This is a genomic window from Fusibacter ferrireducens (assembly GCF_015352425.1).
In the GTDB taxonomy this organism is placed as follows: domain Bacteria; phylum Bacillota; class Clostridia; order Peptostreptococcales; family Acidaminobacteraceae; genus Fusibacter_A; species Fusibacter_A ferrireducens.
In genome coordinates this window covers 19,821-43,542 of the sequence record NZ_JADKNH010000021.1, presented here as the reverse complement: position 1 = coordinate 43,542, position 23,722 = coordinate 19,821, and the positions used below count along the sequence as shown (strand labels likewise).

Sequence of the window (23,722 nt, the reverse complement as noted above, 5' to 3'; positions counted from 1 at the left end):
GTGATTATTATTAGAAGGGAGAGGTAGCCCTTGATAGAATTCAATAATTTTGATTCCATTAGAATAGGCTTAGCTTCACCAAATAAAATCAGATCTTGGTCAAAGGGTGAAGTGAAAAAACCGGAAACGATCAATTATAGAACGCTCAAACCTGAAAAGGAAGGTCTTTTCTGTGAAAAGATCTTTGGTCCAACAAAGGACTGGGAGTGTCATTGTGGTAAATATAAAAAAGTAAGATATAAAGGTGTTGTGTGTGACCGATGTGGTGTAGAAGTTACTAAATCAAAAGTCAGACGCGAGCGCATGGGACATATTGAACTTGCAGCGCCAGTATCTCACATTTGGTATTTCAAGGGAATTCCATCTAAAATGGGTATTCTGCTTGATTTGTCTCCAAGATCTCTAGAAAAAGTACTTTACTTCGCTTCATATGTTGTAATCGATCCAGGTGAAACTAGCCTTGAAAGAAAGCAATTATTGACAGAAAGTGAGTATGGTCAATATAGAGAAAAGTATGGAAATGCTTTCAGAGCAATGATGGGTGCAGAAGCTATCAAAGAGATTTTGCAGCAAGTGGACCTTGAAGCGCTTGCAAAGGAGCTTAAAGCACTTTTGAAAGACAGTTCTGGACAGAAAAAAGTAAGAATTGTAAGAAGACTTGAAGTTGTTGAAGCGTTTAGACAATCTGGTAATGATCCTGAATGGATGATTCTAGACGTCGTACCCGTTATCCCACCAGATCTTAGACCAATGGTGCAGCTGGATGGTGGTCGTTTCGCAACAGCAGACTTAAATGATCTTTATAGAAGAGTTATTAATAGAAACAATCGACTTAAAAGGCTTTTAGAACTTGGCGCACCAGATATTATTGTTAGAAATGAAAAGCGTATGCTTCAAGAAGCAGTCGATGCGCTTATTGACAATGGTAGAAGAGGTCGTCCGGTTACAGGACCTGGTAATAGACCGCTTAAGTCTTTATCAGACCTTTTAAAAGGTAAGCAAGGGCGTTTCAGACAAAACTTACTGGGTAAAAGGGTTGACTACTCAGGCCGTTCGGTTATCGTTGTCGGACCTGAACTCAAATTCTACCAGTGTGGTTTGCCAAAGAAAATGGCACTTGAACTCTTTAAACCTTTCGTTATGAAGCGTCTTGTCAGAGACGGCTATGTTCACAACATTAAAAGTGCGAAGAGAATGGTTGAACGCGTAAAACCAGAGGTTTGGGCGATTGTTGAAGATGTTATCAAAGAACATCCAGTTCTTTTAAACCGTGCTCCAACACTTCATAGATTGGGTATTCAAGCGTTTGAACCCGTATTGGTTGAGGGTAAAGCGATAAGACTTCATCCACTCGTATGTACTGCATACAATGCCGACTTTGACGGTGACCAGATGGCAGTCCATGTGCCGCTTTCAGTAGAAGCACAAGCAGAAGCAAGATTCTTAATGCTCTCTGTTAACAATATATTGGCACCAAAAGATGGAAGACCAATTACAACACCATCTCAGGATATGGTCCTTGGCGCATATTATTTGACTTATGAAAAAGAAGATCAACCTGAAAAAATAAGAGTGTTTAAAGATTACGAAGAGCTGCAATTAGCTTACTTCAATAAGGCAATTGACCTTCATACAAGAGTGAAAATGAGACGATTCCTTAAAGATGAGAACAGAAGCGTTATCGTTGAAAGTACTGTTGGACGTTTTATTTTTAATGAGAACATTCCACAAGATCTAGGTTTTGTAGAAAGATCTGAAGAACCATACGCGCTTGAAGTAGACTTCCTGTGTAAGAAAAAAAATCTTGAAGAAATTATTGCAAGATGTTTTAACGAACACGGAAATACCAAGACTGCTGAGCTTCTGGATCACCTTAAAAATATGGGATTCAAATACTCAACAAAAGCGGCAATAACAGTTTCGGTATCCGATATGGTTGTACCTGAAGCTAAACAAGCACTCATTGAAAAAGCAAGAGAAGTCGTTGATAAATATCAAGTAGCTTACAGAAGAGGTTTGATTTCCGATGAAGATCGTTATGAAAAGATCATTCAGACTTGGACTAAGACAACGGACGATGTAACGGATGCCTTAATGATAAACCTCTCTACTTTAAACAACATCAAGATCATGGCGGATTCTGGAGCGAGGGGTTCTAAGAACCAAATTAGACAGCTTGCGGGTATGCGTGGTCTGATGGCCAATGCACTTGGTAAAACGGTAGAGATTCCGATCATATCCAATTTCCGTGAAGGCCTATCGGTTCTTGAATACTTTATTTCAACTACAGGTGCACGTAAAGGTCTTGCCGATACAGCACTTCGTACAGCCGATTCAGGTTACCTTACTAGAAGACTTGTTGACGTCAGCCAAGAAGTTATCGTCAGAGAAGTGGATTGTGAGAGTGAATCGGGTATTGAGGTTGTCGAGTTCCGTGATGGCAACGAATTGATTGAACCATTGCAAGAAAGAATTTTAGGTCGTTATCCTGTACAGGATGTTTTCCATCCAGAAACAGGAGAGCTACTTTGTTCTAAAGATAAAATTATTTCCGAGAGAATTGCAGATAAAATTGTAAAAGCAGGTTACGACAAGCTTAAGATCAGATCAGTGTTAACTTGTGAAACGCAGTATGGTGTGTGCTCTAAATGTTATGGACTCAACCTTGCAACTGGCAAACCCGTACACATTGGAGAGGCTGTTGGTATTATTGCGGCACAGTCCATCGGAGAGCCAGGTACTCAGCTTACAATGAGAACATTCCATACAGGCGGGGTAGCCGGCGGCGATATCACACAGGGTCTTCCAAGGGTTGAAGAGCTTTTTGAAGCTAGAAAACCTAAAGGACTTGCTGTTATTGCTGAAACGGATGGTGTTATTTCATTTAAGGAAACAAAGAAGAAGAAAGAGGTTGTCATTACCTCGGATTCTGGAGAACAGCACGCCTCTCAAATCGTCTTTGGCGCTCGACTTAAAGTAAAAGAAGATGACAGAGTTTATTCAGGTCAACCGATTACTGAGGGCTCAATCAATCCTCATGATTTGCTTAGAGCGGTTGGTGTGAAAGGCGTAAGAGAGTACATCATTAAAGAAGTACAAAAAGTATATCGTCTACAAGGCGTTGATATCAATGACAAGCATATTGAAATCATCGTTAAGCAAATGCTCTCTAAAGTTAAAGTTGACGAATCGGGTGATTCACTTGTGTTGCCAGGTAGCGTTATCAGCTTAAAAGAGTTTAATAGAATCAATAGCCAGATTGAAGAAGAAGGTGGCGTTCCGGCTACTGGATCGAGATCTCTATTGGGAATTACCAAAGCATCATTGGCAACTGAATCCTTCTTATCGGCTGCATCTTTCCAAGAGACCACTAGAGTTTTAACGGAAGCTGCAATCAATGGCAAAGAAGATCGATTACTTGGACTTAAAGAAAACGTTATTATCGGTAAACTGATCCCAGCAGGAACAGGTATGAGATATTATCGTGATATAGCAGTCAAGTCAAAAGACACTTTCTCATTGGAAATGGAGTAATCCTTTAAGAGTATTTAACATAAATTTTGTTGACAGCCAAAATTTATGGTGTTAAAATGATGAAGTGCATATTGGCGACTTCAAAGGAGGGACACCGTATGCAGATAAATGAACTATCCAACAATCCCAAATTGGTCATTGGAGTCAAGCAAACAACAAAGGTCTTGGCTAGTGGTCATGCTGAGTTAGTTTTCATTGCAAAAGATGCTGAACAGCATGTTGTGAGGCGGATTATTCAACTCGCCACAGAACAGGAGATAGAAATCATCTTTATCGATACAATGAAGGAACTTGGAAGGGCTTGTAATATTGACGTTGGTGCTGCGACAGCGGTTATTGAAAAATAGATAAAATAAAAGGAAGGAGGTGCTGTAAAGGAATGCCTACTATAAATCAGTTAGTAAGAAAAGGAAGACTTGCAATTGAAGAAAAATCAACTGCACCTGCATTACAAAGAAGCATGAATACTTTAAAGAGAAAGCCAGTTAAAATGAGTTCACCTCAAAAAAGAGGAGTTTGTACGAGCGTTAAAACTGTAACTCCTAAAAAACCTAACTCAGCTTTGAGAAAAGTTGCTAGGGTGAGATTAACGAATGGCTTAGAGGTAACTGCTTACATCCCAGGTGTTGGTCATAACTTACAAGAGCATAGTGTTGTTTTAATAAGAGGCGGTAGAGTAAAAGACTTACCTGGATGTAGATATCACATCGTTAGGGGAGTACTTGATTCTGCTGGTGTAAACAACAGAATGCAAGCGAGATCAAAATATGGTGCTAAGAGACCAAAGAAAAAGTAGTTAGTTAATCAGCCTCTTCCGAAAGGAAGGGGCTTTATATAGTAATATATTATCAAAAGAAGCAATAAAAAAATTCAATAAGTAAATCGCACAAACGGCATTAAATTGCCGAGTACCGATGAATGACCAAAACATATTATAAGGAGGGAAGAAAAGTGCCTAGAAAAGGAAATGTACCTAAAAGAAGCGTATTGCCAGATCCAGTATATGGAAGCGTGGTAGTATCAAAACTAGTTAATCAAATTATGTATGATGGTAAAAAAGGTGTTGCTCAAAGTATCGTTTACGGTGCGTTTGATCAAATTGCTGAAAAAACTGGCAAGAATGCACTTGAAGTTTTTGAAGAAGCGATGAACAACATCATGCCTGTTCTTGAAGTTAAAGCGAGAAGAGTTGGTGGTACAAACTACCAAGTACCTATGGAAGTAAGAGCTGAAAGAAGACAGACTCTTGGTCTAAGATGGTTAATTACGTACTCTCGTAAAAGAGGCGAAAGAACAATGCAAGATAGATTGGCAAAAGAAATCATGGATGCAGCGAACAACACAGGTGCGTCTGTTAAGAAAAGAGAAGACACTCACAAAATGGCTGACGCAAATAAAGCATTTGCTCATTACAGATGGTAAGTTGTTCTTTTTAAAAAGATTATTAAGCATGTGAAAGGAGGATGAATATGGGTAGAGATTATACTTTAGAGAATACTAGAAATATCGGTATCATGGCTCATATTGATGCCGGTAAGACGACTACTACAGAAAGAATCCTCTATTATACAGGTATCAACTACAAAATTGGTGAAGTTCACGAAGGTGCTGCAACAATGGACTGGATGGAGCAAGAGCAAGAGAGAGGTATTACAATTACTTCTGCTGCTACAACTTGTGTCTGGAAAGGTAAGAGAATTAACATCATTGACACACCAGGTCACGTTGACTTTACAGTTGAAGTTGAAAGATCACTTCGTGTATTAGATGGTTCTGTAGCTGTATTTTGTGCAAAGGGTGGGGTTGAGCCTCAATCTGAAACAGTTTGGAGACAAGCTGACAAATACAGTGTACCAAGAATGGCTTTTGTAAATAAAATGGATATCACAGGTGCTGACTTCTATAGAGTTGTTAAAATGATGCAAGATCGTTTAAAAGCAAATGCGGTTCCAATCCAATTACCAATTGGAGCAGAAGATAAATACGAAGGTCTTATTGACTTGGTCGCTAACGAAGCTGTATATTATAGAGATGATTTAGGCGAAAAGATTGAAAGAATTGCAATTCCTGAAGAGTTCGCCGAATTGGTAGAAGAATATAGAGAAAAAATGGTAGAGGCAATTGCGTCTACTGATGAAGATTTAATGATGAAGTATTTAGAAGGCGATGAAATAGGTGTTGATGAGCTTAAAGCGGCGCTTAGAAGAGCAACTATCAACAACGAAATCGTGCCTGTACTTTGCGGATCAGCTTATAAGAATAAGGGTGTCCAATTAATGCTTGACGCTGTTTTGGATTACATGCCTGCACCTACAGATGTAGCTGCAATTAAAGGTACTGATGAATATGGTAATGAAGTTGCAAGACCAGCAGATGACAGTCTTCCGTTCTCGTCACTTGCATTTAAAATCATGACGGATCCATATGTTGGAAAGTTAACTTTCTTCAGAGTTTACTCTGGTACTTTAGATGCGGGTTCTTATGTTCAAAACTCAACTAAAGATAAAAAAGAAAGAGTTGGTCGAATCCTTCAAATGCATGCTAATAAAAGAGAAGAAATTTCAAAAGTTTATTCTGGTGATATAGCTGCTGCTGTAGGTTTAAAATTCACAACAACTGGAGATACTTTATGTGATCCGGATAATCTGATTATTCTTGAAAAAATGGAATTCCCAGATCCGGTTATTCGTGTGGCAATTGAGCCTAAAACAAGAGCTGGACAAGAAAAAATGGGTATTGCCCTTGCAAAACTAGCAGAAGAGGATCCAACATTTAAAACTTACACAGATGAAGAAACTGGACAAGTTATCATCGCTGGTATGGGTGAACTTCACCTTGAGATCATCGTAGATAGACTTTTAAGAGAATTCAAAGTGGAAGCTAATATTGGTGCACCGCAAGTTGCTTACAAAGAAACAATTACGAAACCAGTTGATATTGATTATAAATATGCTAAGCAGTCAGGTGGTAAAGGTCAATACGGTCACGTTAAGATCAAATTTGCACCTGTTGAAGCTGGAAAAGGATTTTCGTTCGTGTCTACCGTTACTGGTGGTAGCGTTCCTAGAGAATACTTCAAAGCGATAGAAGAAGGTGTTGCTGGCGCTATGAAAGCTGGAATCTTAGGTGGTTATGAAGTTGTTGACGTGAGCGCAGACTTATATGATGGTTCTTATCATGAAGTCGACTCTAACGAGATGGCGTTCAAACTTGCTGCTTCCATGGCTTTCAAAGAGGCAATGAGAAAAGGTGATGCTATTTTACTTGAACCATATATGAAAGTTGAAATTACTGTTCCAGAAGAATATCTTGGTGATGTAATGGGAGACGTCAACTCTAGACGTGGTCGTTTAGAAGGTATGGAAATGGTGAATGGCGTTCAAATTATTAGATCTTATGTACCTTTATCGCAAATGTTTGGTTATGCTACAGACCTTCGTTCAAATACGCAAGGTCGTGGAACTTACTCAATGGTATTTAACCATTACGAACAAGTTCCAAAAAGCATTGCTGAAGATGTGTTAGGTAAAAAATAACCCGAGGAGGAATATTTAAAATGGCAAAGCAAAAATTCGAAAGAAATAAACCGCATTGTAATATCGGAACAATTGGTCACGTTGACCACGGTAAAACAACATTAACAGCAGCGATTACAAAAGTATTATTCGAAAAATACGCTTTAGGACAAAAAGTAGATTTTGATAATATCGATAAAGCACCAGAAGAGAGAGAAAGAGGGATCACAATCTCTACAGCTCACGTTGAATACGAAACACCAGCGAGACATTATGCTCACGTTGACTGCCCAGGCCATGCTGACTACGTTAAAAACATGATCACAGGTGCAGCACAAATGGACGGATCTATCCTAGTTGTATCAGCAGCAGATGGTCCAATGCCACAAACAAGAGAGCATATCCTTCTTTCTAGACAAGTAGGCGTGCCATATATCGTTGTTTTCTTAAACAAATGCGACATGGTAGATGATGAAGAGTTATTAGAACTTGTTGAAATGGAAGTAAGAGATTTATTAACAGAATACGACTTCCCAGGCGATGATACACCAATCATCAGAGGATCTGCACTTAAAGCGCTTGAGGGCGATGCAGAGTGGGCAGAAAAAATCATTGAATTATTCAACGTAATCGATGAGTATATTCCACAACCGGAAAGAGCAACAGACAAACCATTCTTAATGCCAGTGGAAGACGTATTCTCTATCACAGGTAGAGGAACAGTTGCAACAGGTAGAATTGACAGAGGTATCATCAAAGTATCAGAAGAAGTAGAAATCGTAGGACTTACTGAAGCGCCAAGAAAAGTAGTTGTAACAGGCGTTGAAATGTTCAAGAAATTATTGGATCAAGGACAAGCAGGCGATAACGTAGGTTTATTATTAAGAGGTGTACAAAGAACAGATATCCAAAGAGGACAAGTTCTTGCAAAACCAGGCACAATCAAACCACATACGAAATTCGAAGCACAAGTATACGTTCTTACAAAAGAAGAGGGTGGAAGACATACACCATTCTTTAAAGGATACAGACCACAATTCTTCTTCAGAACAACAGACGTAACAGGATCAATCAACTTACCAGAAGGCGTTGAAATGTGTATGCCTGGCGATAACGTTGAAATGAGCATCGAACTGATTTCACCAATCGCAATTGAAGAAGGTGTAAAATTCTCAATTCGTGAAGGTGGTAGAACAGTAGGTTCTGGTAACGTTAATAAAATTACTCAATAAGATACTTTATTGAAGTCGTTAATGTTTACAAAAAGTTTATAACAAACTTTGCAAATAACCCCTTGCATTATGCGAGGGGTTATTATATACTATTATGGTGCACTAATGCGATGAAGTGGAAAGTTACTTATACTGTGAGAGAATTTCCATGGAGAATTGTCCATACGCGATATGGGCGACGAGTCTGTTTTTCATTCAATGGTGAAACACCCGGCGCAGTGGACGACAAGAAACTCGGTCGTATGATCGCAGTCAACGTACGATAAAAATAAGGAGGTTAAACAATGGCTAACAAGCAAAAAATCAGAATCAGATTAAAATCATTTGATCACAAAATCCTAGACAACACTGCTCAAAAGATTGTTGAAGCAGCGAAGTTAACAGGAGCAGACGTGGCTGGACCTATTCCATTGCCAACAAAAAAAGAAATCGTCACTATCATAAGAGCGGTTCATAAGTACAAAGATTCTAGAGAGCAATTCGAAATCAGAACGCACAAAAGACTCATTGACATCTTAAATCCGCAACAAAAGACAGTTGACGCTCTCATGAAGCTTGAATTACCTGCAGGTGTAGATGTAGAAATTAAGCTTTAGGAATTAGAAACTAAGATTTCGGTTTAAATAGATAAACCTGATTTTTTAGTATGATTACAGAAGTAATCCGCTGTAAAATTATTAGGAGGTGCAAACGCATGGTAGGAATTATCGGTAAAAAAATCGGTATGACCCAAGTATTTAATGAAAAAGGCATCGTAACACCTGTTACAGTTGTTGAAGTTCAGCCTATGGCAGTAACTCAAATCAAAACTGTTGAAACAGATGGTTACAATGCGGTACAGGTCGCTTCAGGTGATGTGAAAGACAAACACGTGAACAAACCTAAAAAAGGACATTTTGACAAAGCAGGTGTTCCTTATAAAAAAACTTTAAAAGAATTCAGAGTTGAATCAACTGACGGGTTCGAAGTAAAGCAAGAAATCAAAGCTGATATTTTTGAAGCAGGTCAAATGATCGACGTAACGGGTACTTCTAAAGGTAAAGGGACTGCTGGTCTTATAAAAAGACATAATAAAGCAAGAGGCCCTGAAACTCATGGTTCTAAATTCCATAGAGGTCCAGGTTCGATTGGTGCGGCATCTTACCCAGCTAGAGTTGTTAAAGGCATGCCAATGGCAGGAAGAATGGGTAATGAGCAAGTTACGGTTTTAAACCTTGAAGTTGTAAAAGTAGATCTCGAAAGAAATCTCTTATTGGTTAAAGGTGCAGTGCCGGGACCAAAAGGCGGTCAAATCGTAATTAGAAAAGCTGTTAAGGCAATAAAATAATAGCTGATGAAAGGAGGAAGCACAGTGCCTAAATTAGATATATTGAACATTTCAGGCCAAAAGGTCAGTGAAATAGAGTTAAATGAAACTATTTTCGGAATAGAGCCAAATATACCTGTAATGCATGAAGTTGTTAAGAATTACTTAGCAAATCAAAGACAAGGTACGCAATCTGCTAAAACAAGAGCAGAAGTAAGAGGCGGTGGCAAAAAGCCATTTAGACAAAAAGGAACTGGTAACGCACGACAAGGTACAATTAGAGCACCTCACTATATTGGTGGTGGTGTGGCATTTGCACCGAAACCAAGAAGTTACAGATACTCATTGCCTAAGAAAATGAGAAGACTTGCGCTTAAATCAGCGTTAAGTGCTAAAGTAAGAGACAATGAAGTGATTGTTATTGATGAGTTCGCATTAAGCTCGCCAAAAACAAAAGAAATGCTTAAAGTTTTAGAAAACTTAAAAGTAGCTGGTAAAAAATCTTTACTTGTAACTTGTTGTAAAGAAGAAAACGTTGTAAGATCAGCAAGCAATATTGAAGGTGTTCAAGCTTCGTTTGTTGGACAAATCAACGTATATGAAATCTTAAATCATGACTTCTTTGTTGTGACTAAGAGTGCAATCGAGAAATTTGAGGAGGTGTACGCGTAATGAGAACCTCTTACGATATTATCATTAAGCCAATCGTTACAGAAAACTCTATGATGCAAACAGCAGATAGAAAGTACACATTTGAAGTTCACAAAGATGCTAATAAAACACAGATTAAAAGAGCTGTGGAAGAAGTTTTCGGCGTAAAAGTTGAAAAGGTAAATACTTTGAATGTGCCAGGAAAATTAAAGAGACAAGGCAGAAACCAAGGCTATACAAGAAGCTGGAAAAAAGCTATTGTTAAGCTAACTGAGGATAGCAAGACTATCGAATTCTTTGAAGGTATGTAATAAAAACTCGAAGGAGGTAAAACCATGGGAATTAGAGGATTTAAACCGACTTCACCTGCTCTAAGACAAATGACAGTGTCAACGTTTGAAGAAATTACTAAAAGACAACCAGAAAAGTCATTAATCATGACACTTAAGAAACATTCTGGTAGAAATAATCAAGGTAAAATCACTGTGCGTCATAGAGGTGGCGGAGCGACTAAGAAATATAGAATAATTGATTTTAAAAGATTAAAAGATGATGTGCCTGCAAAGGTAGCAGCTGTTGAATACGATCCAAATAGAAGCGCCAATATTGCACTATTATCGTATGCTGATGGTGAAAAAAGATATATTCTTCATCCGAATGGCTTAAAAGTTGGGGATGTTGTTGTATCTGGCGAACATGTGGATATCAAAGTGGGGAACTCAATGCCGCTTATGAATATGCCAGTGGGTACAATTATTCACAACATCGAGATGAAAGTGGGTAAAGGTGGTCAGTTAGTTAGATCTGCAGGAAACTCAGCTCAATTAATGGCTAAAGAAGGTAAATACGCACTTGTGAGATTGCCATCCGGTGAAACGAGATATGTAAGAAAAGAATGTAGAGCAACAGTTGGTCAAGTGGGTAACATCGACCACGAAAATATCACTGTAGGTAAAGCAGGTAAGAAAAGACATATGGGTATTAGACCAACTGTCAGAGGATCTGTAATGAACCCGAATGACCATCCACACGGTGGTGGTGAAGGTAAAGCACCTATCGGTAGAGCTAATCCTGTTACACCTTGGGGTAAACCAGCTCTTGGTTACAAAACAAGAAAGAAAAACAAACATTCGAACAAATATATTGTTTCTGCTAGAAAGAAATAATTTAGTTCTTAAATCTGAAAGGAGGACAGATCATGGGAAGATCTCTTAAAAAAGGACCTTTTGTCCACAAGGGCCTTTTGAAAAAAATAGAAACAATGAACTCGAATAATGAAAAGAAAGTTCTAAAAACTTGGTCGAGATCATCAACTATTTTCCCACAAATGGTTGGTCATACTATCGCAGTTCACGATGGAAGAAAACACATTCCGGTTTATGTAACGGAAGATATGATCGGACATAAATTAGGTGAATTCGCGCCTACTAGAACTTTTAGAGGACACGCAGGCGATAAGAAGAGTAAATAAACGTAATAATCCGAAAGGAGGCCATCAGAATGCAAGCTAGAGCGGAAGCTAAGCACATAAGAATTTCTCCTCGAAAAATGAAGCCAATCGCTGATTTAGTAAGAGGAAAAAATGTTAAAGAAGCACAATCAATTTTAAAATTCACACCTAGAAAAGGTGCAGAGATATTTTTAAAAGTCTTAAATTCAGCGATTGCAAATGCTGAGAACAATCATCACATGGATGTAGAAGCTTTAATCGTAAAAGAAATTTACGCAAATCAAGGCCCTACATTAAAAAGATGGAATGCTGGATCAATGGGAAGAGCAAATCCTGTTTTAAGAAGATCTAGTCATGTTGGCGTAGTAGTCGCGGAAAAAGAGTAAAAGGAGGGTGCACTGAATGGGTCAAAAAGTTAGCCCACACGGACTCAGAGTTGGAGTCATCAAAGATTGGGACTCAAAATGGTATGCAAATAAAAGAAACTTCGCAGATTTATTAATCGAAGATTTCGAAATTAGAAAACATGTAAAAGAAAGACTTTTTACAGCTGGTATTTCAAGAATCTATATTGACAGAGCGGCAAATGATAAAGTTCATATTAACGTATTCACTGCTAAACCAGGTATGGTTGTTGGTAAAGGTGGCGAAAACATTAAAGTTTTAAGAGAAGAACTTGAAAAATTGACTAAGAAATCTATTCAATTAGATATTTCAGAAGTTGACAATATCGACTTAGATGCTCAATTAGTTGCTGAAAATGTAGCGTTCTCATTAGAAAAACGTGTTTCGTTCAGAAGAGCAATGAAACAAGTTATCGGAAGATCTATGAAATCTGGTGCAGAAGGTATTAAAGTTCAGACATCTGGTCGTTTAGGCGGCGCTGAGATGGCAAGAACAGAAGGCTATTCTGAAGGTAACGTACCTTTGTCTACACTTAGAGCTGATATCGACTATGGATTTGCGGAAGCAGATACAACTTACGGTAAAATCGGTGTAAAAGTTTGGATCAACAAAGGCGAGATCTTACCAAGTGTCAGTGAAGAGACTAGACTTAGAAGAAAAGAAGCTAGAAAACAAACTGATAAACGTCCACAAAGAGGCGGCAGAAATGCACAAGGCGGACAAAATAGAGGACCAAGAAGACCAAGAAATAACGATAATTAATAAGAAAGTTTTGTGAAAGGAGGCAACTACCATATGTTAATGCCTAAAAGAGTAAAACGCCGTAGAGTTCACAGAGGTAGAATGTCGGGTACTGCTCAAAAAGGGAACACAGTGACTTACGGAGATTACGGTTTAGTTGCTATGGAGCCTGCTTGGATTACAGCAAATCAAATTGAAGCAGCCAGAATTGCTATGAATAGAAAAATGAAAAGAAGCGGTAAAGTTTGGATTAAAATTTTCCCTCATAAGCCGGTAACACAAAAACCTGCTGAAACTCGTATGGGTGCTGGTAAAGGTTCACCTGAGTACTGGGTAGCTGTTGTTAAACCAGGTAGAGTAATGTTCGAACTTTCTGGAGTAGACGAAGAAACTGCAAGAGAAGCAATGAGACTTGCAGCAAATAAATTACCAATTAAGTGTAAATTCGTTAAGAAGGAAGACGCTATCGAAAAGGGTGGTGAATAAGTTGAAAGCAAACAAAATTATGGAAATGACTTCACAAGAATTAAACGATAAAATTGTCGAGTTGAAAAATGAGCTCTTCAACTTAAGATTCCAATTGGCAACTGGGCAATTAGACAATCCTATGCAGATTAAAGCTATAAAAAAGGATATTGCGCGTGCTAAAACGATCTTAAGAGCTAGAGAGATCAAAGCATAAGCAGAGGAGGTTACGCTGTGGAAAGAGGAAGAAGAAAACTAAGAGTCGGATACGTTACAAGCGATAAAATGGATAAAACCATCGTTGTTACAGTAGAAGACTTCATTCGCCATCCACTCTATGGAAAAAGAGTTAAGAGAACAAAGAAGTTTAAAGCACATGATGAAAACAATCAATGTGGTATAGGTGATAAAGTAAGAATTATGGAAACTAGACCGCTTAGCAGAGATAAAAGATGGAGACTAGTTGAAGTCGTTGAAAAAGCTAAGTAGATTTAGCTAAGAGGAGGAAAAAAGCATGATCCAAAACGAAACTCGTTTAAAAGTTGCTGATAACTCTGGCGCGAAAGAAATACTTTGTATCCGTGTATTAGGTGGTTCAAAGAGAAAATACGGTAATATCGGAGATGTTATAGTAGCGAGTGTTAAAAATGCAACACCTGGCGGAGTTGTCAAGAAAGGTGACGTCGTTAAAGCTGTTATAGTTAGAAGCAACTATGGTTTAAGAAGACCTGATGGTAGTTACGTCAAATTTGATGAAAATGCTGCAGTAATTATAAAAGAGGATTTATCTCCAGTAGGAACTCGTATCTTCGGACCTGTTGCTAGAGAGTTAAGAGATAGAAAATTCATGAAAATAGTTTCTCTAGCTCCAGAAGTTCTTTAAACTTAGGAGGTGTAGTAATGCATATTAAAAAGGGCGATACAGTTATCGTAATTGCTGGAAAAGATAAAGGCAAAAAAGGCAAAGTGTTAAGCGCGAATCCAAAGACGGATAGAATTATTGTTGAAAATGTCAACATGGCGACTAAACACCAAAAACCTTCTATGAAGGTACAACAAGGTGGCAGAATTCACAAAGAAGCACCAATCCATGTGTCTAACGTACTTTATTATGATGCAAAAGCTAAAGCAGGTACAAGATTAGCTTCTAAAGTGTTAGAGAATGGACAAAAAGTAAGAGTATCTGTGAAAACAGGTGAAGTAATAGACTAATCCAGTGAGAAAGGAGGTTTAACTCATGGCAAGATTTAAAGAGAAATACAATAATGAGGTCAAAAAAGCCTTAATGGAAAAATTCCAATATGACAATGTAATGCAACTTCCAAAAATCGAGAAAGTCGTAATCAATATGGGTCTCGGTGATGGTAAAGATAATCCAAAAGTAATCAAAGCTGCCGTTGATGAATTGACAACTATCGCTGGACAGGCACCTGTGATTACAAAAGCAAAAAAATCAGTTGCAAACTTCAAAGTGAGAGCTGGTATGAATGTTGGCGCTAAAGTAACTCTTAGAGGTGAGAGAATGTATGAATTCTTAGACAGATTCATTACAATTGCATTACCAAGGGTAAGAGACTTTAGAGGTGTTAGTGCTAATTCTTTCGACGGAAGAGGAAACTATACTTTAGGTGTTAAAGAGCAGTTGATCTTTCCAGAAATCAACATTGATAAGGTAGAAACTGTAAGAGGTATGGACATCACTTTCGTCACTTCTGCAAAAACTGATGAAGAGGCAAGAGAATTATTGAGATTGATGGGAATGCCATTCGTTAAGTAAGGAGGGATTATAGTGGCTAAAACGAGTCTTAAAGTTAAACAGTCAAGAACGCAAAAGTACTCAACTAGAGAATACAATAGATGTAGAATCTGTGGAAGACCACATGCTTATTTAAGAAAATATGGAGTTTGCCGTATCTGCTTTAGAGAATTGGCATACAAAGGTCAAATTCCTGGTGTTAGAAAAGCTAGCTGGTAAGAAATCGGAAGGAGGTAAATACTCATGGCTATGACAGATCCAATTGCTGATTTACTGACACGTGTACGTAACGCTAATATGGTTAAACATGCTTCAGTAGATGTTCCAGCATCGAATGTTAAAAAGAAAATCGTTGAGATCCTTTTACAAGAAGGATACATCAAAGGATTTGATGTAATAGAAGACGGTAAACAAGGTTTGATTAGAATCGAACTTAAATATGGCGATAGCAAAGAACGTGTTATCACTGGACTTAAAAGAATCTCTAAGCCAGGCTTAAGAGTTTATGCAAAGAAAACAGATGTACCAAGAGTTTTAGGTGGATTAGGTGTAGCGATTATTTCGACTTCAAACGGTATCATCACTGATAGAGAAGCTAGAAAGCTTGAAGTTGGCGGCGAAGTAATCTGTTACGTATGGTAATACGAATAACTAGGAGGTGTGACAATGTCGAGAGTAGGTAGATTGCCTATTACAATACCTCAAGGAGTTCAAGTTACTGTTACAAGTGAAAATTTTGTAACTGTAAAAGGACCTCTAGGAGAATTGTCAGAGCAAATAGACAAAGACATTAAGATCGATATAGATGGTGAAACGTTAACTGTTGTAAGACCGTCTGATAATAAGAGACATAGAGCGTTACATGGATTATCTAGAGCGCTTATCAACAACATGGTTGTTGGTGTAACTAAAGGATATGAAAGAAAGCTTTTAGTCGTTGGTGTAGGTTACAAAGCGGCTAAAAACGGTAAAAAGTTAGAACTTCAATTAGGACATTCACATCCAGTTGTCATGGAAGATCCAGAAGGTATTACAGTTGAAGTGCCAACTCAAACTGAAATCATCGTAAAAGGTATCAACAAGCAAAGAGTTGGTAACTACGCTTCTAAGATCAGAGAGTGGAGAAAACCAGAACCTTACAAAGGTAAAGGCGTTCGTTACGCTGACGAAAACGTTAGACGTAAAGAAGGTAAAACTGGTAAAAAATAAGAAAGGAGTGGCATAACTAATGGCAAGTAGAAATGAAAATAGAAAAGCGCGTCATATGAGAGTGCGTAAGAAAATTTCTGGTACCGCTGCGAAGCCTAGACTAAATGTTTATAGATCTAATCTTAACATTTACGCGCAAATTATTGATGACGTAACTGGAAACACTTTAGTTGCTGCTTCTAGCCTTGAAACTTCCGTTAAAGATAAAGTTTCGAATACTGGAAATAAAGAAGCTGCTAAATTAGTTGGTGAGTTAGTGGCTAAAAAAGCGCTTGAAAAAGGTATTGAAGATGTTGTTTTTGATAGAGGCGGTTACCTCTACCACGGTAGAGTAAAAGAACTCGCTGAAGGCGCAAGAGAAGCAGGACTTAAATTCTAGATTAGGGAGGTATGCACATGAGTCGTCAAATGATTGATGCGAGTAAGTTAGACCTCAAAGAACAGGTTATCAATATAAATCGTGTTACTAAGGTTGTTAAAGGTGGTAGAAATTTCAGATTCAGCGCACTTGTTGTTGTTGGAGATGAGAATGGCCATGTTGGAATTGGTACTGGTAAAGCAAAAGAAGTACCAGAAGCAATTTCTAAAGCAATTGAAGATGCAAAAAAACGATTAATTTATGTTCCAAGAGTAGGAACGACTGTACCACATAACATTGAAGGTCATTATGGCTCTGGCTCTGTCAGAATCATGAGAGCTTTTGAAGGTACGGGCGTTATTGCTGGTGGTCCTGTTCGTGCGGTGTTGGAACTTGCAGGTATTAAAGACGTAAGAGCTAAATCATTGGGTAGTAATAACCCTAGAAATATGGTTAATGCAACGATCGATGGTCTTAATAATCTTAAAACAGCTGAAAGTGTGGCTAAATTAAGAGGTAAGACTGTAGAAGAAATTTTAGGTTAGGGGGTATGAACCTTGGCTACAATTAAAGTAAAATTAGTTAAAAGTACAATCGGTGTTTTGCCAAAACATAAAAAAACTGTTGAAGCATTAGGCCTTAAAAAAATCGGTCAAGTGGTTGAAAAACAAGACAATGCTCAAATGAGAGGTATGGTCAATCAAGTCAATCACTTAGTTCAAATAGTAGAGTAATCATAAAGGAGGTGTGACCATGAGACTTCATGATTTAAGACCAGCAGAAGGTTCTACTAAGTCTAAAAAAAGAGTTGGTAGAGGTACGGGTTCTGGTTTGGGTACAACTGCAGGACGCGGTATGAATGGTCAAAATTCACGCTCAGGCGGTGGTGTAAAACCGGGCTTTGAGGGTGGTCAGATGCCATTATTCAGAAGAATTCCAAAAAGAGGATTCAACAATAAATTCAAGAAACAATGGACGATCATCAATGTGGAGCTTTTAAACAGCTTTGAAGATGGAACAGAAATTACGCCTGAATTGTTGTTAGAAACTGGTGTTGTTAGCAAAGTGAATTACGGTATTAAAGTATTAGGCGATGGAGAATTGAATAAAAAGCTTACAGTAAGGGCTAACAAATTCACTCAGTCAGCGATAACTAAAATTGAAGCTGCTGGAGGAAAGGCAGAGGTGATCTAATTGTTTTCTACACTTAAAAACGCTTGGAAAATTCCTGATCTAAGAAAGAGAATCCTCTATACTTTTGCGATGATTGCAGTTTTTAGATTAGGATCTACAGTACCAGTACCAGGAATTGATAGTGCAAAGTTAGCAGCAGCGTTTGCTAATAGTGAAGATGGATTATTAGGATTGTTTAACTTAATGAGTGGTGGTAACTTTAAGACGTTTACCATTTTCGCATTGGGGATTAGCCCCTATATTACGGCTTCAATCGTACTGAACCTTTTACAGATTGCTTTTCCTTCTTTAGAAGCGTTGGCAAGAGAGGGTGAAGAAGGTAGAAAGAAAATTGCTAGATATACACGTTACTTAACGGTTGTTTTAGCACTAATCCAAGGCATTGGATTCAGCTTAGGTTATTTCCAGAGATTTTTCTTAAACCCAGGTGCATTTTCAACATTCATTTCTGTGTTGACCTTAACGGCTGGAACAGCGTTCTTAATGTACTTAGGTGAGAAAATAACAGAGAATGGTATCGGAAACGGTATTTCACTTTTTATCTTTGCTGGAATTATAGCAAGAGTACCATCTTCAACTTTTACGACGATTAACAATCTCAGAATTGGGCAAGTTCATCTCGTTCAAGTGATTATCTTTTGCATAATAGCGGTCGCAATTATATCAGGTGTTATCTTTATTCAACAAGGACAGAGAAAAATCCCTGTGCAATATGCGAAAAGAGTTGTAGGCAGAAAAATGTATGGCGGACAAAGCACACATATTCCTTTAAAAGTGAATCAAGCGGGCGTTATTCCAGTCATATTTGCAATTTCAATATTAATGTTCCCACTTACAATTTCGGCATTTTTCCCAGGTTCTGGGTTTGCAGTCTTTGTAAGCAAATGGTTGAATCAAACCTCGATTTTGTATAATGTACTCTATGCGATTTTAATATTTGCATTTACATTTTTCTATACGAATATTACGTTTAATCCGATCGAAGTTTCAGATCGTTTAAAAACGAACGGTGGATTTATTCCAGGCATTAGACCAGGTAAACCAACAGCGGAATACCTTGGCAAGTCGTTAAATAAGATTACAATTGTTGGTGGGTTATTCTTAGCAGCGATTGCGATTTTACCAAACTTCTTAGGAGCACTTACGAACACAAGCTTTAGTTTTGGGGGTACATCGTTACTCATCGTCGTTTCTGTTTCACTTGAAACAATGAAACAAATTGAAGCTCAAATGCTCATGAGACATTATGAAGGCTTTTTAAGCTAAGGAGGAAAAATGAGACTGATCTTATTGGGCCCTCCAGGCGCGGGTAAAGGCACACAAGCTGAATATATCACTTCTAAATATGCGATTCCGCATATTTCAACCGGTGATATATTCAGAAAAAATATTAAAGAAGGCACAGAACTGGGGAAAAGAGCTAAATCCTACATGGATCAAGGCGCATTAGTACCAGATTCGTTAGTTGTTGAAATTGTTGAAGATCGCTTAAAAGAAGCAGATTGCAAAGAGGGTTTTTTACTGGACGGTTTTCCTAGAACAGAAGTTCAAGCGGATGAACTGGACAAGGTCTTAGAAAATCTTGGCGTATCGCTAAATGCAGTGATCAACATTAAAGTCAATCCTGATGTTTTGGTTTCCAGAGCTGTTGGCAGACGTATTTGTAAGAACTGTGGTGCAACTTATCATATTCTTAACAACGCTTCTAAAGTTGAAGGCGTTTGTGACAAATGTGGTGGAGAATTGTACCAACGCACTGATGATGTTGAAGAGACTGTTAAAAACAGAATTGATGTATATATGAATGAAACAGCGCCATTAATCAGTTATTATTCTTCAAAGAATGTTCTTGTTGATATTGAAGGTGAACAAGATATTAAATTAGTATTTGAAGATATCGTAAAAGCATTAAGGGGCTAAGCATGATTGTTATAAAATCAAAACATGAAATTGAGCTGATGCAAGAGTCTGGACGTATTGTTGCATTAGTTCATGAAGCGATAAAAAATGCTATAAAGCCTGGTATTACAACAGGGGAGCTTGATCAAATTGCTGAAAAATTAATACTTGAGCATCAGGCAGTGCCTTCATTTAAAGGCTATGGGGGCTTTCCAGCTTCCATATGTGCCTCAATCAACGATCAAGTGATTCACGGCATACCTTCTGATACTGTGTTGAAAGAAGGAGATATAATCAGCATTGATGTCGGTGCACTTAAAAACGGCTATCATGGTGATGCTGCTAGAACTCATCCTGTTGGCAAGGTGAGTGAAAATGCTTTGAAACTAATTAAAGTCACTGAAGCAAGTTTTTTTGAAGGTCTGAAATATTGTAGGGTGGGTTACAGACTCTTTGATATCTCAAACGCAATTCAAAGGCATGCAGAAGCTGAAGGTTTTAGCATTGTAAGAGATTATGTTGGACATGGTATTGGAACTAAGCTTCATGAGGAGCCGGCAGTGCCGAACTATGGTCCAGCTGGGAAAGGTCCAAGACTGGTCCCGGGAATGGTCCTTGCAATAGAGCCAATGGTTAACGAAGGTGATTTTAACGTCAGAACTCTTGGAGATGACTGGACGGTTGTAACAAAAGATGGCAAGCTCTCTGCTCATTATGAGCATACAGTGGTCATCACCGAACACGATCCAATACTTCTAACGAGTTTATAATAAGCGAGGTGACTAGATGCTAAATTCATCTAAGGAACTTGAAATCGGTCAATTTGTCAAGTCAAAAGCAGGAAGAGATAAAGACAGAATCTTCATCGTCATCGAGATTGTGGATGAGCAGTTTGTAAAAATTGCAGATGGAGACATTCGTAAGCTTGAAAAACCGAAAATGAAGAAGATAAAGCATTTGATTAAATTAAAGTTTTTCAGTGAAGATCTTCGTGAGAAAATCGAAAATGATAAGAAGATAACAAATGCGATGCTTCGAAAAGAAGTCGAAAAAACAGGCTTAATCTAATCCAAGTTAGGAGGGATGATTCTAATGGCAAAAAGTGATTCAATTGAAGTTGAAGGTATAGTAGTAGAGGCATTACCAAATGCGAATTTTAAAGTTAAACTGGAAAATGGTCATATTGTATTGGCACACATTTCAGGGAAACTACGAATGAATTTTATTAGGATATTACCTGGAGATAAAGTAACACTAGAATTATCGCCATATGACCTTTCAAGAGGCAGAATTACATGGCGTGGTAAGGGATAAGGAGGTATAACAATGAAAGTTAGACCATCGGTAAAACCAATGTGTGAGAAATGCAAAGTCATTAAAAGAAAAGGTAAAGTAATGATCATTTGCGAAAATCCAAAACACAAACAAACACAAGGTTAATCTATCGTGTGTGACAGATATAAAGCGCGGCTGAAATACTTTATATTTGATATTTTATAGAAGACACATCACATTTTAATACACATTAGGAGGTGTAATTCAATGGCAAGAATTGCAGGTGTTGACCTACCTAGAGAGAAGAGAGCTGTAATTGGCTTAACTTATATCTATGGTATTGGAAAACCTACTTCTTTGGAGCTTTTAAAAAAAGCTGGAATCAGTGAAGATACAAGAGTTAAAGATCTTACTGAAGAAGAAGTTAGTAAATTAAGAGCACTTATCGAAGAAAGTGTCCTTGTAGAAGGGGACTTAAGAAGAGAAATTGCTATGAACATTAAACGTTTAAAAGAAATCGGTTGTTACAGAGGGATTAGACATAGAAAAGGACTTCCTGTTCGTGGTCAAAAAACTAAAACGAATGCTAGAACTCGTAAAGGTCCTAAGAGAACTGTAAGCCGTAAAAAGAAAAAGTAAGTAAGGAGGGATATAAGACATGGCTGTTGCTAAAAAAGCACGTAAAACTCGTAAAAAACGTGATCGTAAAAATGTTGAACGTGGACAGGCTCATATCCAAGCAACATTTAACAATACAATTGTGACTTTAACTGATACTGATGGCAATGCACTTGCATGGTCTAGTGCTGGAAGCTTAGGTTTTAAAGGCTCTAGAAAGTCTACTCCTTATGCTGCACAAATGTGTGCAGAAGCTGCTGCCAAAAATGGCATGGAGAACGGCTTAAGAACTGTTTCCGTATTTGTTAAGGGACCTGGTTCTGGTCGTGAAGCTGCAATCAGAGCTTTACAAGCATCTGGACTTGAAATTACATCAATTACTGATGTAACACCAATTCCACATAATGGTTGTAGACCACCAAAAAGAAGAAGAGTGTAATATATTTCAGTATTAGGAGGTGTTTTAATTGGCAAGATATACAGGACCATCTTGTAGGATTTGTCGTAGAGAAGGACAAAAGCTCTATCTTAAAGGTGATAGATGCTACAGCGATAAATGTACTTTAAATAAAAGACAAACTGCACCTGGTCAACATGGTGCAAGAAGAACGAAAATATCTGGATATGGAACTCAATTAAGAGAAAAGCAAAAAGTTAAAAAGTACTATGGTCTCTTAGAAGGACAGTTCAAATCTATTTATGATCAAGCAGAAAAAATGAAGGGGATCGCCGGCGAAAACCTTTTACAATTATTAGAATTAAGACTTGACAACGTTGTTTATCGTCTAGGGTTTGCAAATTCTAGAAAAGAAGCTAGACAATTAGTTGTTCATGGACACTTTACTTTAAATGGACATAAAGCAGATATTCCATCAATGACTCTTTCAGTGGGTGATGTCATCACTCTAAAAGAGAAAAGCAAATCTTCTGAGAAATTCAAACAATTAGCTGAAGCAGCTAAAACTGCTCCGGGTTGGTTAGAAGTAAACTTTGAAAAGATGGAAGGTAAACTTACAGCATTGCCTGTAAGAAATGATATCGACTTACCAGTAGAAGAGCATCTTATTGTTGAGCTTTACTCTAGATAGGATTAGATATTGTTTATTACCCTCAAGCGTTATTTGTATAGTTTAAAGAGAAGGAGGGTCTTAACTAGTGATAGAAATAGAAAAACCAACGATTGAGTGTGTAGAGCTTAGTGAAGACGGCAAATTCGGAAAGTTTGTTGTAGAACCACTGGAGAGAGGTTATGCAACAACACTCGGTAACAGCTTAAGAAGAATTTTATTATCTTCATTGCCAGGAACTGCAGTGCGCTGGATTAAAATTGAAAACGTTCTACATGAGTTTTCAACAGTTCCAGGTGTAAAAGAAGATGTCATTGAAATTATTCTGAATCTCAAAGAGCTTTTTGCAAAAATTCATTCAGATGAAGATGTTAAAATCTTGAGAATTGAAGCAAACACAGCTGGAGAGATTACAGCAGGTGATATTATTGCTGATGCTGATGTCGAAATTTTAAATACAGATTTACACATTTGTACACTTGACGAAAATTCAAGATTGTATATGGAAATAGCGTTAGGACAAGGTAGAGGCTATGTGACAGCAGAAAATAATAAAGAAGTCGGCTTGCCGATTGGTATTATTCCTGTTGACTCAATCTATACACCTGTTCGTAAAGTCAATTTCACTGTAGATAAAACAAGAGTTGGTAAAGTTGCTGATTATGACAAACTTACTCTTGAAGTATGGACAGATGGAACGATCAAACCAGATGAAGCAACTTCACTTGGTGCTAAAATCATGGCAGAGCATTTGAATTTGTTCATAGACATGACAGATAGCATTAACGGTGTAGAAATTATGGTTGAAAAAGAAGAGGACATTAAAGAAAAAGTTCTCGAAATGACAATAGAGGAACTCGACTTATCTGTACGTTCTTACAACTGCTTAAAACGCGCAGGCATTAATACAGTTGAAGAATTAACAAATAAAAGCGAAGACGATATGATGAAAGTTAGAAATTTAGGTAAAAAGTCCATGGAAGAGGTTAAGCATAAATTAGCTGAACTCGACTTGGGATTAAGACTAGAAGACGAGTAAAGGAGGGA

At 37.8% G+C, this 23,722-nt stretch carries 37 protein-coding genes; all 37 read left to right on the top strand.

What is annotated here, in order from left to right; translation table 11 throughout:
* Positions 1–30: 30 nt before the first annotated feature.
* Positions 31–3,534 carry a DNA-directed RNA polymerase subunit beta' gene (rpoC, locus tag ISU02_RS22395; protein WP_194704089.1) on the top strand — a complete coding sequence of 1,168 codons (3,504 nt, stop codon included), beginning with the start codon at positions 31–33 and terminating at the stop codon, positions 3,532–3,534.
* 98 nt (positions 3,535–3,632) lie between these two features.
* The gene (locus ISU02_RS22390; protein WP_194704088.1) at positions 3,633–3,881 is read left to right on the top strand and encodes a ribosomal L7Ae/L30e/S12e/Gadd45 family protein; all 249 of its coding nucleotides are present in this window, start codon (positions 3,633–3,635) and stop codon (positions 3,879–3,881) included.
* 32 nt (positions 3,882–3,913) lie between these two features.
* Positions 3,914–4,330 (top strand): 30S ribosomal protein S12, encoded by a 417-nt coding sequence (gene rpsL / locus ISU02_RS22385; RefSeq protein ID WP_194704087.1) that lies wholly within the window; start codon positions 3,914–3,916, stop codon positions 4,328–4,330.
* A 155-nt stretch (positions 4,331–4,485) separates the two neighbouring features.
* Complete coding sequence (rpsG, locus tag ISU02_RS22380) at positions 4,486–4,956, top strand: 30S ribosomal protein S7 (RefSeq protein ID WP_194704086.1); 471 nt, start codon at positions 4,486–4,488, stop codon at positions 4,954–4,956.
* Between the two features lie 47 nt (positions 4,957–5,003).
* Positions 5,004–7,070 (top strand): elongation factor G, encoded by a 2,067-nt coding sequence (fusA, locus tag ISU02_RS22375; RefSeq protein WP_194704085.1) that lies wholly within the window; start codon positions 5,004–5,006, stop codon positions 7,068–7,070.
* Positions 7,071–7,090: 20 nt separating this feature from the next.
* Positions 7,091–8,281 (top strand): elongation factor Tu, encoded by a 1,191-nt coding sequence (gene tuf / locus ISU02_RS22370; protein ID WP_194704084.1) that lies wholly within the window; start codon positions 7,091–7,093, stop codon positions 8,279–8,281.
* A 284-nt stretch (positions 8,282–8,565) separates the two neighbouring features.
* Positions 8,566–8,877, top strand: coding sequence for a 30S ribosomal protein S10 (gene rpsJ, locus ISU02_RS22365; protein ID WP_194704083.1), 312 nt, complete (start codon positions 8,566–8,568; stop codon positions 8,875–8,877).
* Between the two features lie 98 nt (positions 8,878–8,975).
* The gene (gene rplC, locus ISU02_RS22360; protein WP_194704082.1) at positions 8,976–9,608 is read left to right on the top strand and encodes a 50S ribosomal protein L3; all 633 of its coding nucleotides are present in this window, start codon (positions 8,976–8,978) and stop codon (positions 9,606–9,608) included.
* Positions 9,609–9,632: 24 nt separating this feature from the next.
* Complete coding sequence (gene rplD, locus ISU02_RS22355) at positions 9,633–10,259, top strand: 50S ribosomal protein L4 (RefSeq protein ID WP_194704081.1); 627 nt, start codon at positions 9,633–9,635, stop codon at positions 10,257–10,259.
* On the top strand, positions 10,259–10,549 hold the full coding sequence (gene rplW, locus ISU02_RS22350) for a 50S ribosomal protein L23 (protein ID WP_194704080.1): 291 nt from the start codon (positions 10,259–10,261) through the stop codon (positions 10,547–10,549). Before rplD ends, rplW begins: the two co-directional genes overlap by 1 nt.
* A 24-nt stretch (positions 10,550–10,573) precedes the next feature.
* A complete protein-coding gene (rplB, locus tag ISU02_RS22345; RefSeq protein WP_194704079.1) occupies positions 10,574–11,404 on the top strand; it encodes a 50S ribosomal protein L2 in 831 nt (276 codons plus the stop codon).
* A gap of 32 nt (positions 11,405–11,436) precedes the next feature.
* The gene (gene rpsS, locus ISU02_RS22340; RefSeq protein ID WP_194704078.1) at positions 11,437–11,709 is read left to right on the top strand and encodes a 30S ribosomal protein S19; all 273 of its coding nucleotides are present in this window, start codon (positions 11,437–11,439) and stop codon (positions 11,707–11,709) included.
* Positions 11,710–11,738: 29 nt separating this feature from the next.
* Positions 11,739–12,074: a 50S ribosomal protein L22 gene (rplV, locus tag ISU02_RS22335; protein ID WP_194704077.1), complete on the top strand. Its 336-nt coding sequence runs from the start codon at positions 11,739–11,741 to the stop codon at positions 12,072–12,074.
* A gap of 16 nt (positions 12,075–12,090) precedes the next feature.
* Positions 12,091–12,855 (top strand): 30S ribosomal protein S3, encoded by a 765-nt coding sequence (gene rpsC / locus ISU02_RS22330; protein ID WP_194704076.1) that lies wholly within the window; start codon positions 12,091–12,093, stop codon positions 12,853–12,855.
* Positions 12,856–12,888: 33 nt separating this feature from the next.
* Positions 12,889–13,320 carry a 50S ribosomal protein L16 gene (gene rplP, locus ISU02_RS22325; RefSeq protein WP_194704108.1) on the top strand — a complete coding sequence of 144 codons (432 nt, stop codon included), beginning with the start codon at positions 12,889–12,891 and terminating at the stop codon, positions 13,318–13,320.
* Position 13,321: 1 nt separating this feature from the next.
* Positions 13,322–13,516, top strand: coding sequence for a 50S ribosomal protein L29 (gene rpmC / locus ISU02_RS22320; RefSeq protein WP_194704075.1), 195 nt, complete (start codon positions 13,322–13,324; stop codon positions 13,514–13,516).
* A gap of 17 nt (positions 13,517–13,533) precedes the next feature.
* The gene (gene rpsQ / locus ISU02_RS22315) at positions 13,534–13,788 is read left to right on the top strand and encodes a 30S ribosomal protein S17 (protein ID WP_194704074.1); all 255 of its coding nucleotides are present in this window, start codon (positions 13,534–13,536) and stop codon (positions 13,786–13,788) included.
* Between the two features lie 25 nt (positions 13,789–13,813).
* Positions 13,814–14,182, top strand: a complete 369-nt coding sequence (gene rplN / locus ISU02_RS22310; RefSeq protein ID WP_194704073.1) for a 50S ribosomal protein L14 — start codon at positions 13,814–13,816, stop codon at positions 14,180–14,182.
* Between the two features lie 17 nt (positions 14,183–14,199).
* Positions 14,200–14,511, top strand: coding sequence for a 50S ribosomal protein L24 (rplX, locus tag ISU02_RS22305; RefSeq protein ID WP_194704072.1), 312 nt, complete (start codon positions 14,200–14,202; stop codon positions 14,509–14,511).
* Positions 14,512–14,536: 25 nt separating this feature from the next.
* Positions 14,537–15,076 (top strand): 50S ribosomal protein L5, encoded by a 540-nt coding sequence (rplE, locus tag ISU02_RS22300; RefSeq protein ID WP_194704071.1) that lies wholly within the window; start codon positions 14,537–14,539, stop codon positions 15,074–15,076.
* A gap of 12 nt (positions 15,077–15,088) precedes the next feature.
* Positions 15,089–15,274: a type Z 30S ribosomal protein S14 gene (locus ISU02_RS22295; RefSeq protein ID WP_194704070.1), complete on the top strand. Its 186-nt coding sequence runs from the start codon at positions 15,089–15,091 to the stop codon at positions 15,272–15,274.
* Positions 15,275–15,298: 24 nt separating this feature from the next.
* Positions 15,299–15,697, top strand: coding sequence for a 30S ribosomal protein S8 (gene rpsH / locus ISU02_RS22290; protein ID WP_194704069.1), 399 nt, complete (start codon positions 15,299–15,301; stop codon positions 15,695–15,697).
* Between the two features lie 24 nt (positions 15,698–15,721).
* Entirely contained in the window at positions 15,722–16,264 is a 543-nt protein-coding gene (gene rplF, locus ISU02_RS22285) for a 50S ribosomal protein L6 (RefSeq protein ID WP_194704068.1), read from the top strand.
* Between the two features lie 19 nt (positions 16,265–16,283).
* On the top strand, positions 16,284–16,643 hold the full coding sequence (gene rplR / locus ISU02_RS22280) for a 50S ribosomal protein L18 (RefSeq protein ID WP_194704067.1): 360 nt from the start codon (positions 16,284–16,286) through the stop codon (positions 16,641–16,643).
* 29 nt (positions 16,644–16,672) lie between these two features.
* A complete protein-coding gene (rpsE, locus tag ISU02_RS22275; protein ID WP_459251428.1) occupies positions 16,673–17,167 on the top strand; it encodes a 30S ribosomal protein S5 in 495 nt (164 codons plus the stop codon).
* 12 nt (positions 17,168–17,179) lie between these two features.
* Entirely contained in the window at positions 17,180–17,356 is a 177-nt protein-coding gene (gene rpmD / locus ISU02_RS22270; protein ID WP_194704065.1) for a 50S ribosomal protein L30, read from the top strand.
* A gap of 19 nt (positions 17,357–17,375) precedes the next feature.
* A complete protein-coding gene (gene rplO / locus ISU02_RS22265; RefSeq protein WP_194704064.1) occupies positions 17,376–17,816 on the top strand; it encodes a 50S ribosomal protein L15 in 441 nt (146 codons plus the stop codon).
* Positions 17,817–19,082 (top strand): preprotein translocase subunit SecY, encoded by a 1,266-nt coding sequence (gene secY, locus ISU02_RS22260; protein ID WP_194704063.1) that lies wholly within the window; start codon positions 17,817–17,819, stop codon positions 19,080–19,082. It begins immediately after the preceding gene.
* Between the two features lie 9 nt (positions 19,083–19,091).
* The gene (locus tag ISU02_RS22255) at positions 19,092–19,736 is read left to right on the top strand and encodes an adenylate kinase (RefSeq protein WP_194704062.1); all 645 of its coding nucleotides are present in this window, start codon (positions 19,092–19,094) and stop codon (positions 19,734–19,736) included.
* Between the two features lie 2 nt (positions 19,737–19,738).
* On the top strand, positions 19,739–20,485 hold the full coding sequence (gene map, locus ISU02_RS22250) for a type I methionyl aminopeptidase (protein ID WP_194704061.1): 747 nt from the start codon (positions 19,739–19,741) through the stop codon (positions 20,483–20,485).
* Between the two features lie 16 nt (positions 20,486–20,501).
* Positions 20,502–20,783, top strand: a complete 282-nt coding sequence (locus ISU02_RS22245) for a KOW domain-containing RNA-binding protein (RefSeq protein ID WP_194704060.1) — start codon at positions 20,502–20,504, stop codon at positions 20,781–20,783.
* Positions 20,784–20,807: 24 nt separating this feature from the next.
* The gene (infA, locus tag ISU02_RS22240; RefSeq protein WP_069876090.1) at positions 20,808–21,029 is read left to right on the top strand and encodes a translation initiation factor IF-1; all 222 of its coding nucleotides are present in this window, start codon (positions 20,808–20,810) and stop codon (positions 21,027–21,029) included.
* A gap of 12 nt (positions 21,030–21,041) precedes the next feature.
* Positions 21,042–21,155 carry a 50S ribosomal protein L36 gene (gene rpmJ, locus ISU02_RS22235; protein ID WP_005367740.1) on the top strand — a complete coding sequence of 38 codons (114 nt, stop codon included), beginning with the start codon at positions 21,042–21,044 and terminating at the stop codon, positions 21,153–21,155.
* A 102-nt stretch (positions 21,156–21,257) separates the two neighbouring features.
* On the top strand, positions 21,258–21,629 hold the full coding sequence (gene rpsM, locus ISU02_RS22230) for a 30S ribosomal protein S13 (RefSeq protein ID WP_194704059.1): 372 nt from the start codon (positions 21,258–21,260) through the stop codon (positions 21,627–21,629).
* Between the two features lie 19 nt (positions 21,630–21,648).
* On the top strand, positions 21,649–22,047 hold the full coding sequence (rpsK, locus tag ISU02_RS22225; protein WP_069876088.1) for a 30S ribosomal protein S11: 399 nt from the start codon (positions 21,649–21,651) through the stop codon (positions 22,045–22,047).
* A gap of 28 nt (positions 22,048–22,075) precedes the next feature.
* Positions 22,076–22,696, top strand: a complete 621-nt coding sequence (rpsD, locus tag ISU02_RS22220; RefSeq protein ID WP_194704058.1) for a 30S ribosomal protein S4 — start codon at positions 22,076–22,078, stop codon at positions 22,694–22,696.
* A 67-nt stretch (positions 22,697–22,763) separates the two neighbouring features.
* Positions 22,764–23,714 (top strand): DNA-directed RNA polymerase subunit alpha, encoded by a 951-nt coding sequence (locus tag ISU02_RS22215; RefSeq protein ID WP_194704057.1) that lies wholly within the window; start codon positions 22,764–22,766, stop codon positions 23,712–23,714.
* Positions 23,715–23,722 lie beyond the last annotated feature (8 nt).

Excerpts from the sequence above, each read along its gene's own strand:
- rplN (WP_194704073.1), top strand. The coding sequence starts at position 13,814 with ATGATCCAAAACGAAACTCGTTTAAAAGTTGCTGATAACTCTGGCGCG.
- rpsK (WP_069876088.1), top strand. The coding sequence starts at position 21,649 with ATGGCTGTTGCTAAAAAAGCACGTAAAACTCGTAAAAAACGTGATCGT.
- rpsH (WP_194704069.1), top strand. The coding sequence starts at position 15,299 with ATGGCTATGACAGATCCAATTGCTGATTTACTGACACGTGTACGTAAC.
- rpsM (WP_194704059.1), top strand. The coding sequence starts at position 21,258 with ATGGCAAGAATTGCAGGTGTTGACCTACCTAGAGAGAAGAGAGCTGTA.
- rplO (WP_194704064.1), top strand. The coding sequence starts at position 17,376 with ATGAGACTTCATGATTTAAGACCAGCAGAAGGTTCTACTAAGTCTAAA.
- rplC (WP_194704082.1), top strand. The coding sequence starts at position 8,976 with ATGGTAGGAATTATCGGTAAAAAAATCGGTATGACCCAAGTATTTAAT.
- rpsL (WP_194704087.1), top strand. The coding sequence starts at position 3,914 with ATGCCTACTATAAATCAGTTAGTAAGAAAAGGAAGACTTGCAATTGAA.
- tuf (WP_194704084.1), top strand. The coding sequence starts at position 7,091 with ATGGCAAAGCAAAAATTCGAAAGAAATAAACCGCATTGTAATATCGGA.
- rplW (WP_194704080.1), top strand. The coding sequence starts at position 10,259 with ATGAGAACCTCTTACGATATTATCATTAAGCCAATCGTTACAGAAAAC.
- rplX (WP_194704072.1), top strand. The coding sequence starts at position 14,200 with ATGCATATTAAAAAGGGCGATACAGTTATCGTAATTGCTGGAAAAGAT.
- rplV (WP_194704077.1), top strand. The coding sequence starts at position 11,739 with ATGCAAGCTAGAGCGGAAGCTAAGCACATAAGAATTTCTCCTCGAAAA.
- rpsE (WP_459251428.1), top strand. The coding sequence starts at position 16,673 with ATGATTGATGCGAGTAAGTTAGACCTCAAAGAACAGGTTATCAATATA.
- ISU02_RS22255 (WP_194704062.1), top strand. The coding sequence starts at position 19,092 with ATGAGACTGATCTTATTGGGCCCTCCAGGCGCGGGTAAAGGCACACAA.
- rplB (WP_194704079.1), top strand. The coding sequence starts at position 10,574 with ATGGGAATTAGAGGATTTAAACCGACTTCACCTGCTCTAAGACAAATG.
- map (WP_194704061.1), top strand. The coding sequence starts at position 19,739 with ATGATTGTTATAAAATCAAAACATGAAATTGAGCTGATGCAAGAGTCT.
- fusA (WP_194704085.1), top strand. The coding sequence starts at position 5,004 with ATGGGTAGAGATTATACTTTAGAGAATACTAGAAATATCGGTATCATG.
- rpsJ (WP_194704083.1), top strand. The coding sequence starts at position 8,566 with ATGGCTAACAAGCAAAAAATCAGAATCAGATTAAAATCATTTGATCAC.
- ISU02_RS22390 (WP_194704088.1), top strand. The coding sequence starts at position 3,633 with ATGCAGATAAATGAACTATCCAACAATCCCAAATTGGTCATTGGAGTC.
- rpsS (WP_194704078.1), top strand. The coding sequence starts at position 11,437 with ATGGGAAGATCTCTTAAAAAAGGACCTTTTGTCCACAAGGGCCTTTTG.
- rpmJ (WP_005367740.1), top strand. The coding sequence starts at position 21,042 with ATGAAAGTTAGACCATCGGTAAAACCAATGTGTGAGAAATGCAAAGTC.
- rplF (WP_194704068.1), top strand. The coding sequence starts at position 15,722 with ATGTCGAGAGTAGGTAGATTGCCTATTACAATACCTCAAGGAGTTCAA.
- rplE (WP_194704071.1), top strand. The coding sequence starts at position 14,537 with ATGGCAAGATTTAAAGAGAAATACAATAATGAGGTCAAAAAAGCCTTA.
- rplP (WP_194704108.1), top strand. The coding sequence starts at position 12,889 with ATGTTAATGCCTAAAAGAGTAAAACGCCGTAGAGTTCACAGAGGTAGA.
- ISU02_RS22245 (WP_194704060.1), top strand. The coding sequence starts at position 20,502 with ATGCTAAATTCATCTAAGGAACTTGAAATCGGTCAATTTGTCAAGTCA.
- rplR (WP_194704067.1), top strand. The coding sequence starts at position 16,284 with ATGGCAAGTAGAAATGAAAATAGAAAAGCGCGTCATATGAGAGTGCGT.
- infA (WP_069876090.1), top strand. The coding sequence starts at position 20,808 with ATGGCAAAAAGTGATTCAATTGAAGTTGAAGGTATAGTAGTAGAGGCA.
- rpsC (WP_194704076.1), top strand. The coding sequence starts at position 12,091 with ATGGGTCAAAAAGTTAGCCCACACGGACTCAGAGTTGGAGTCATCAAA.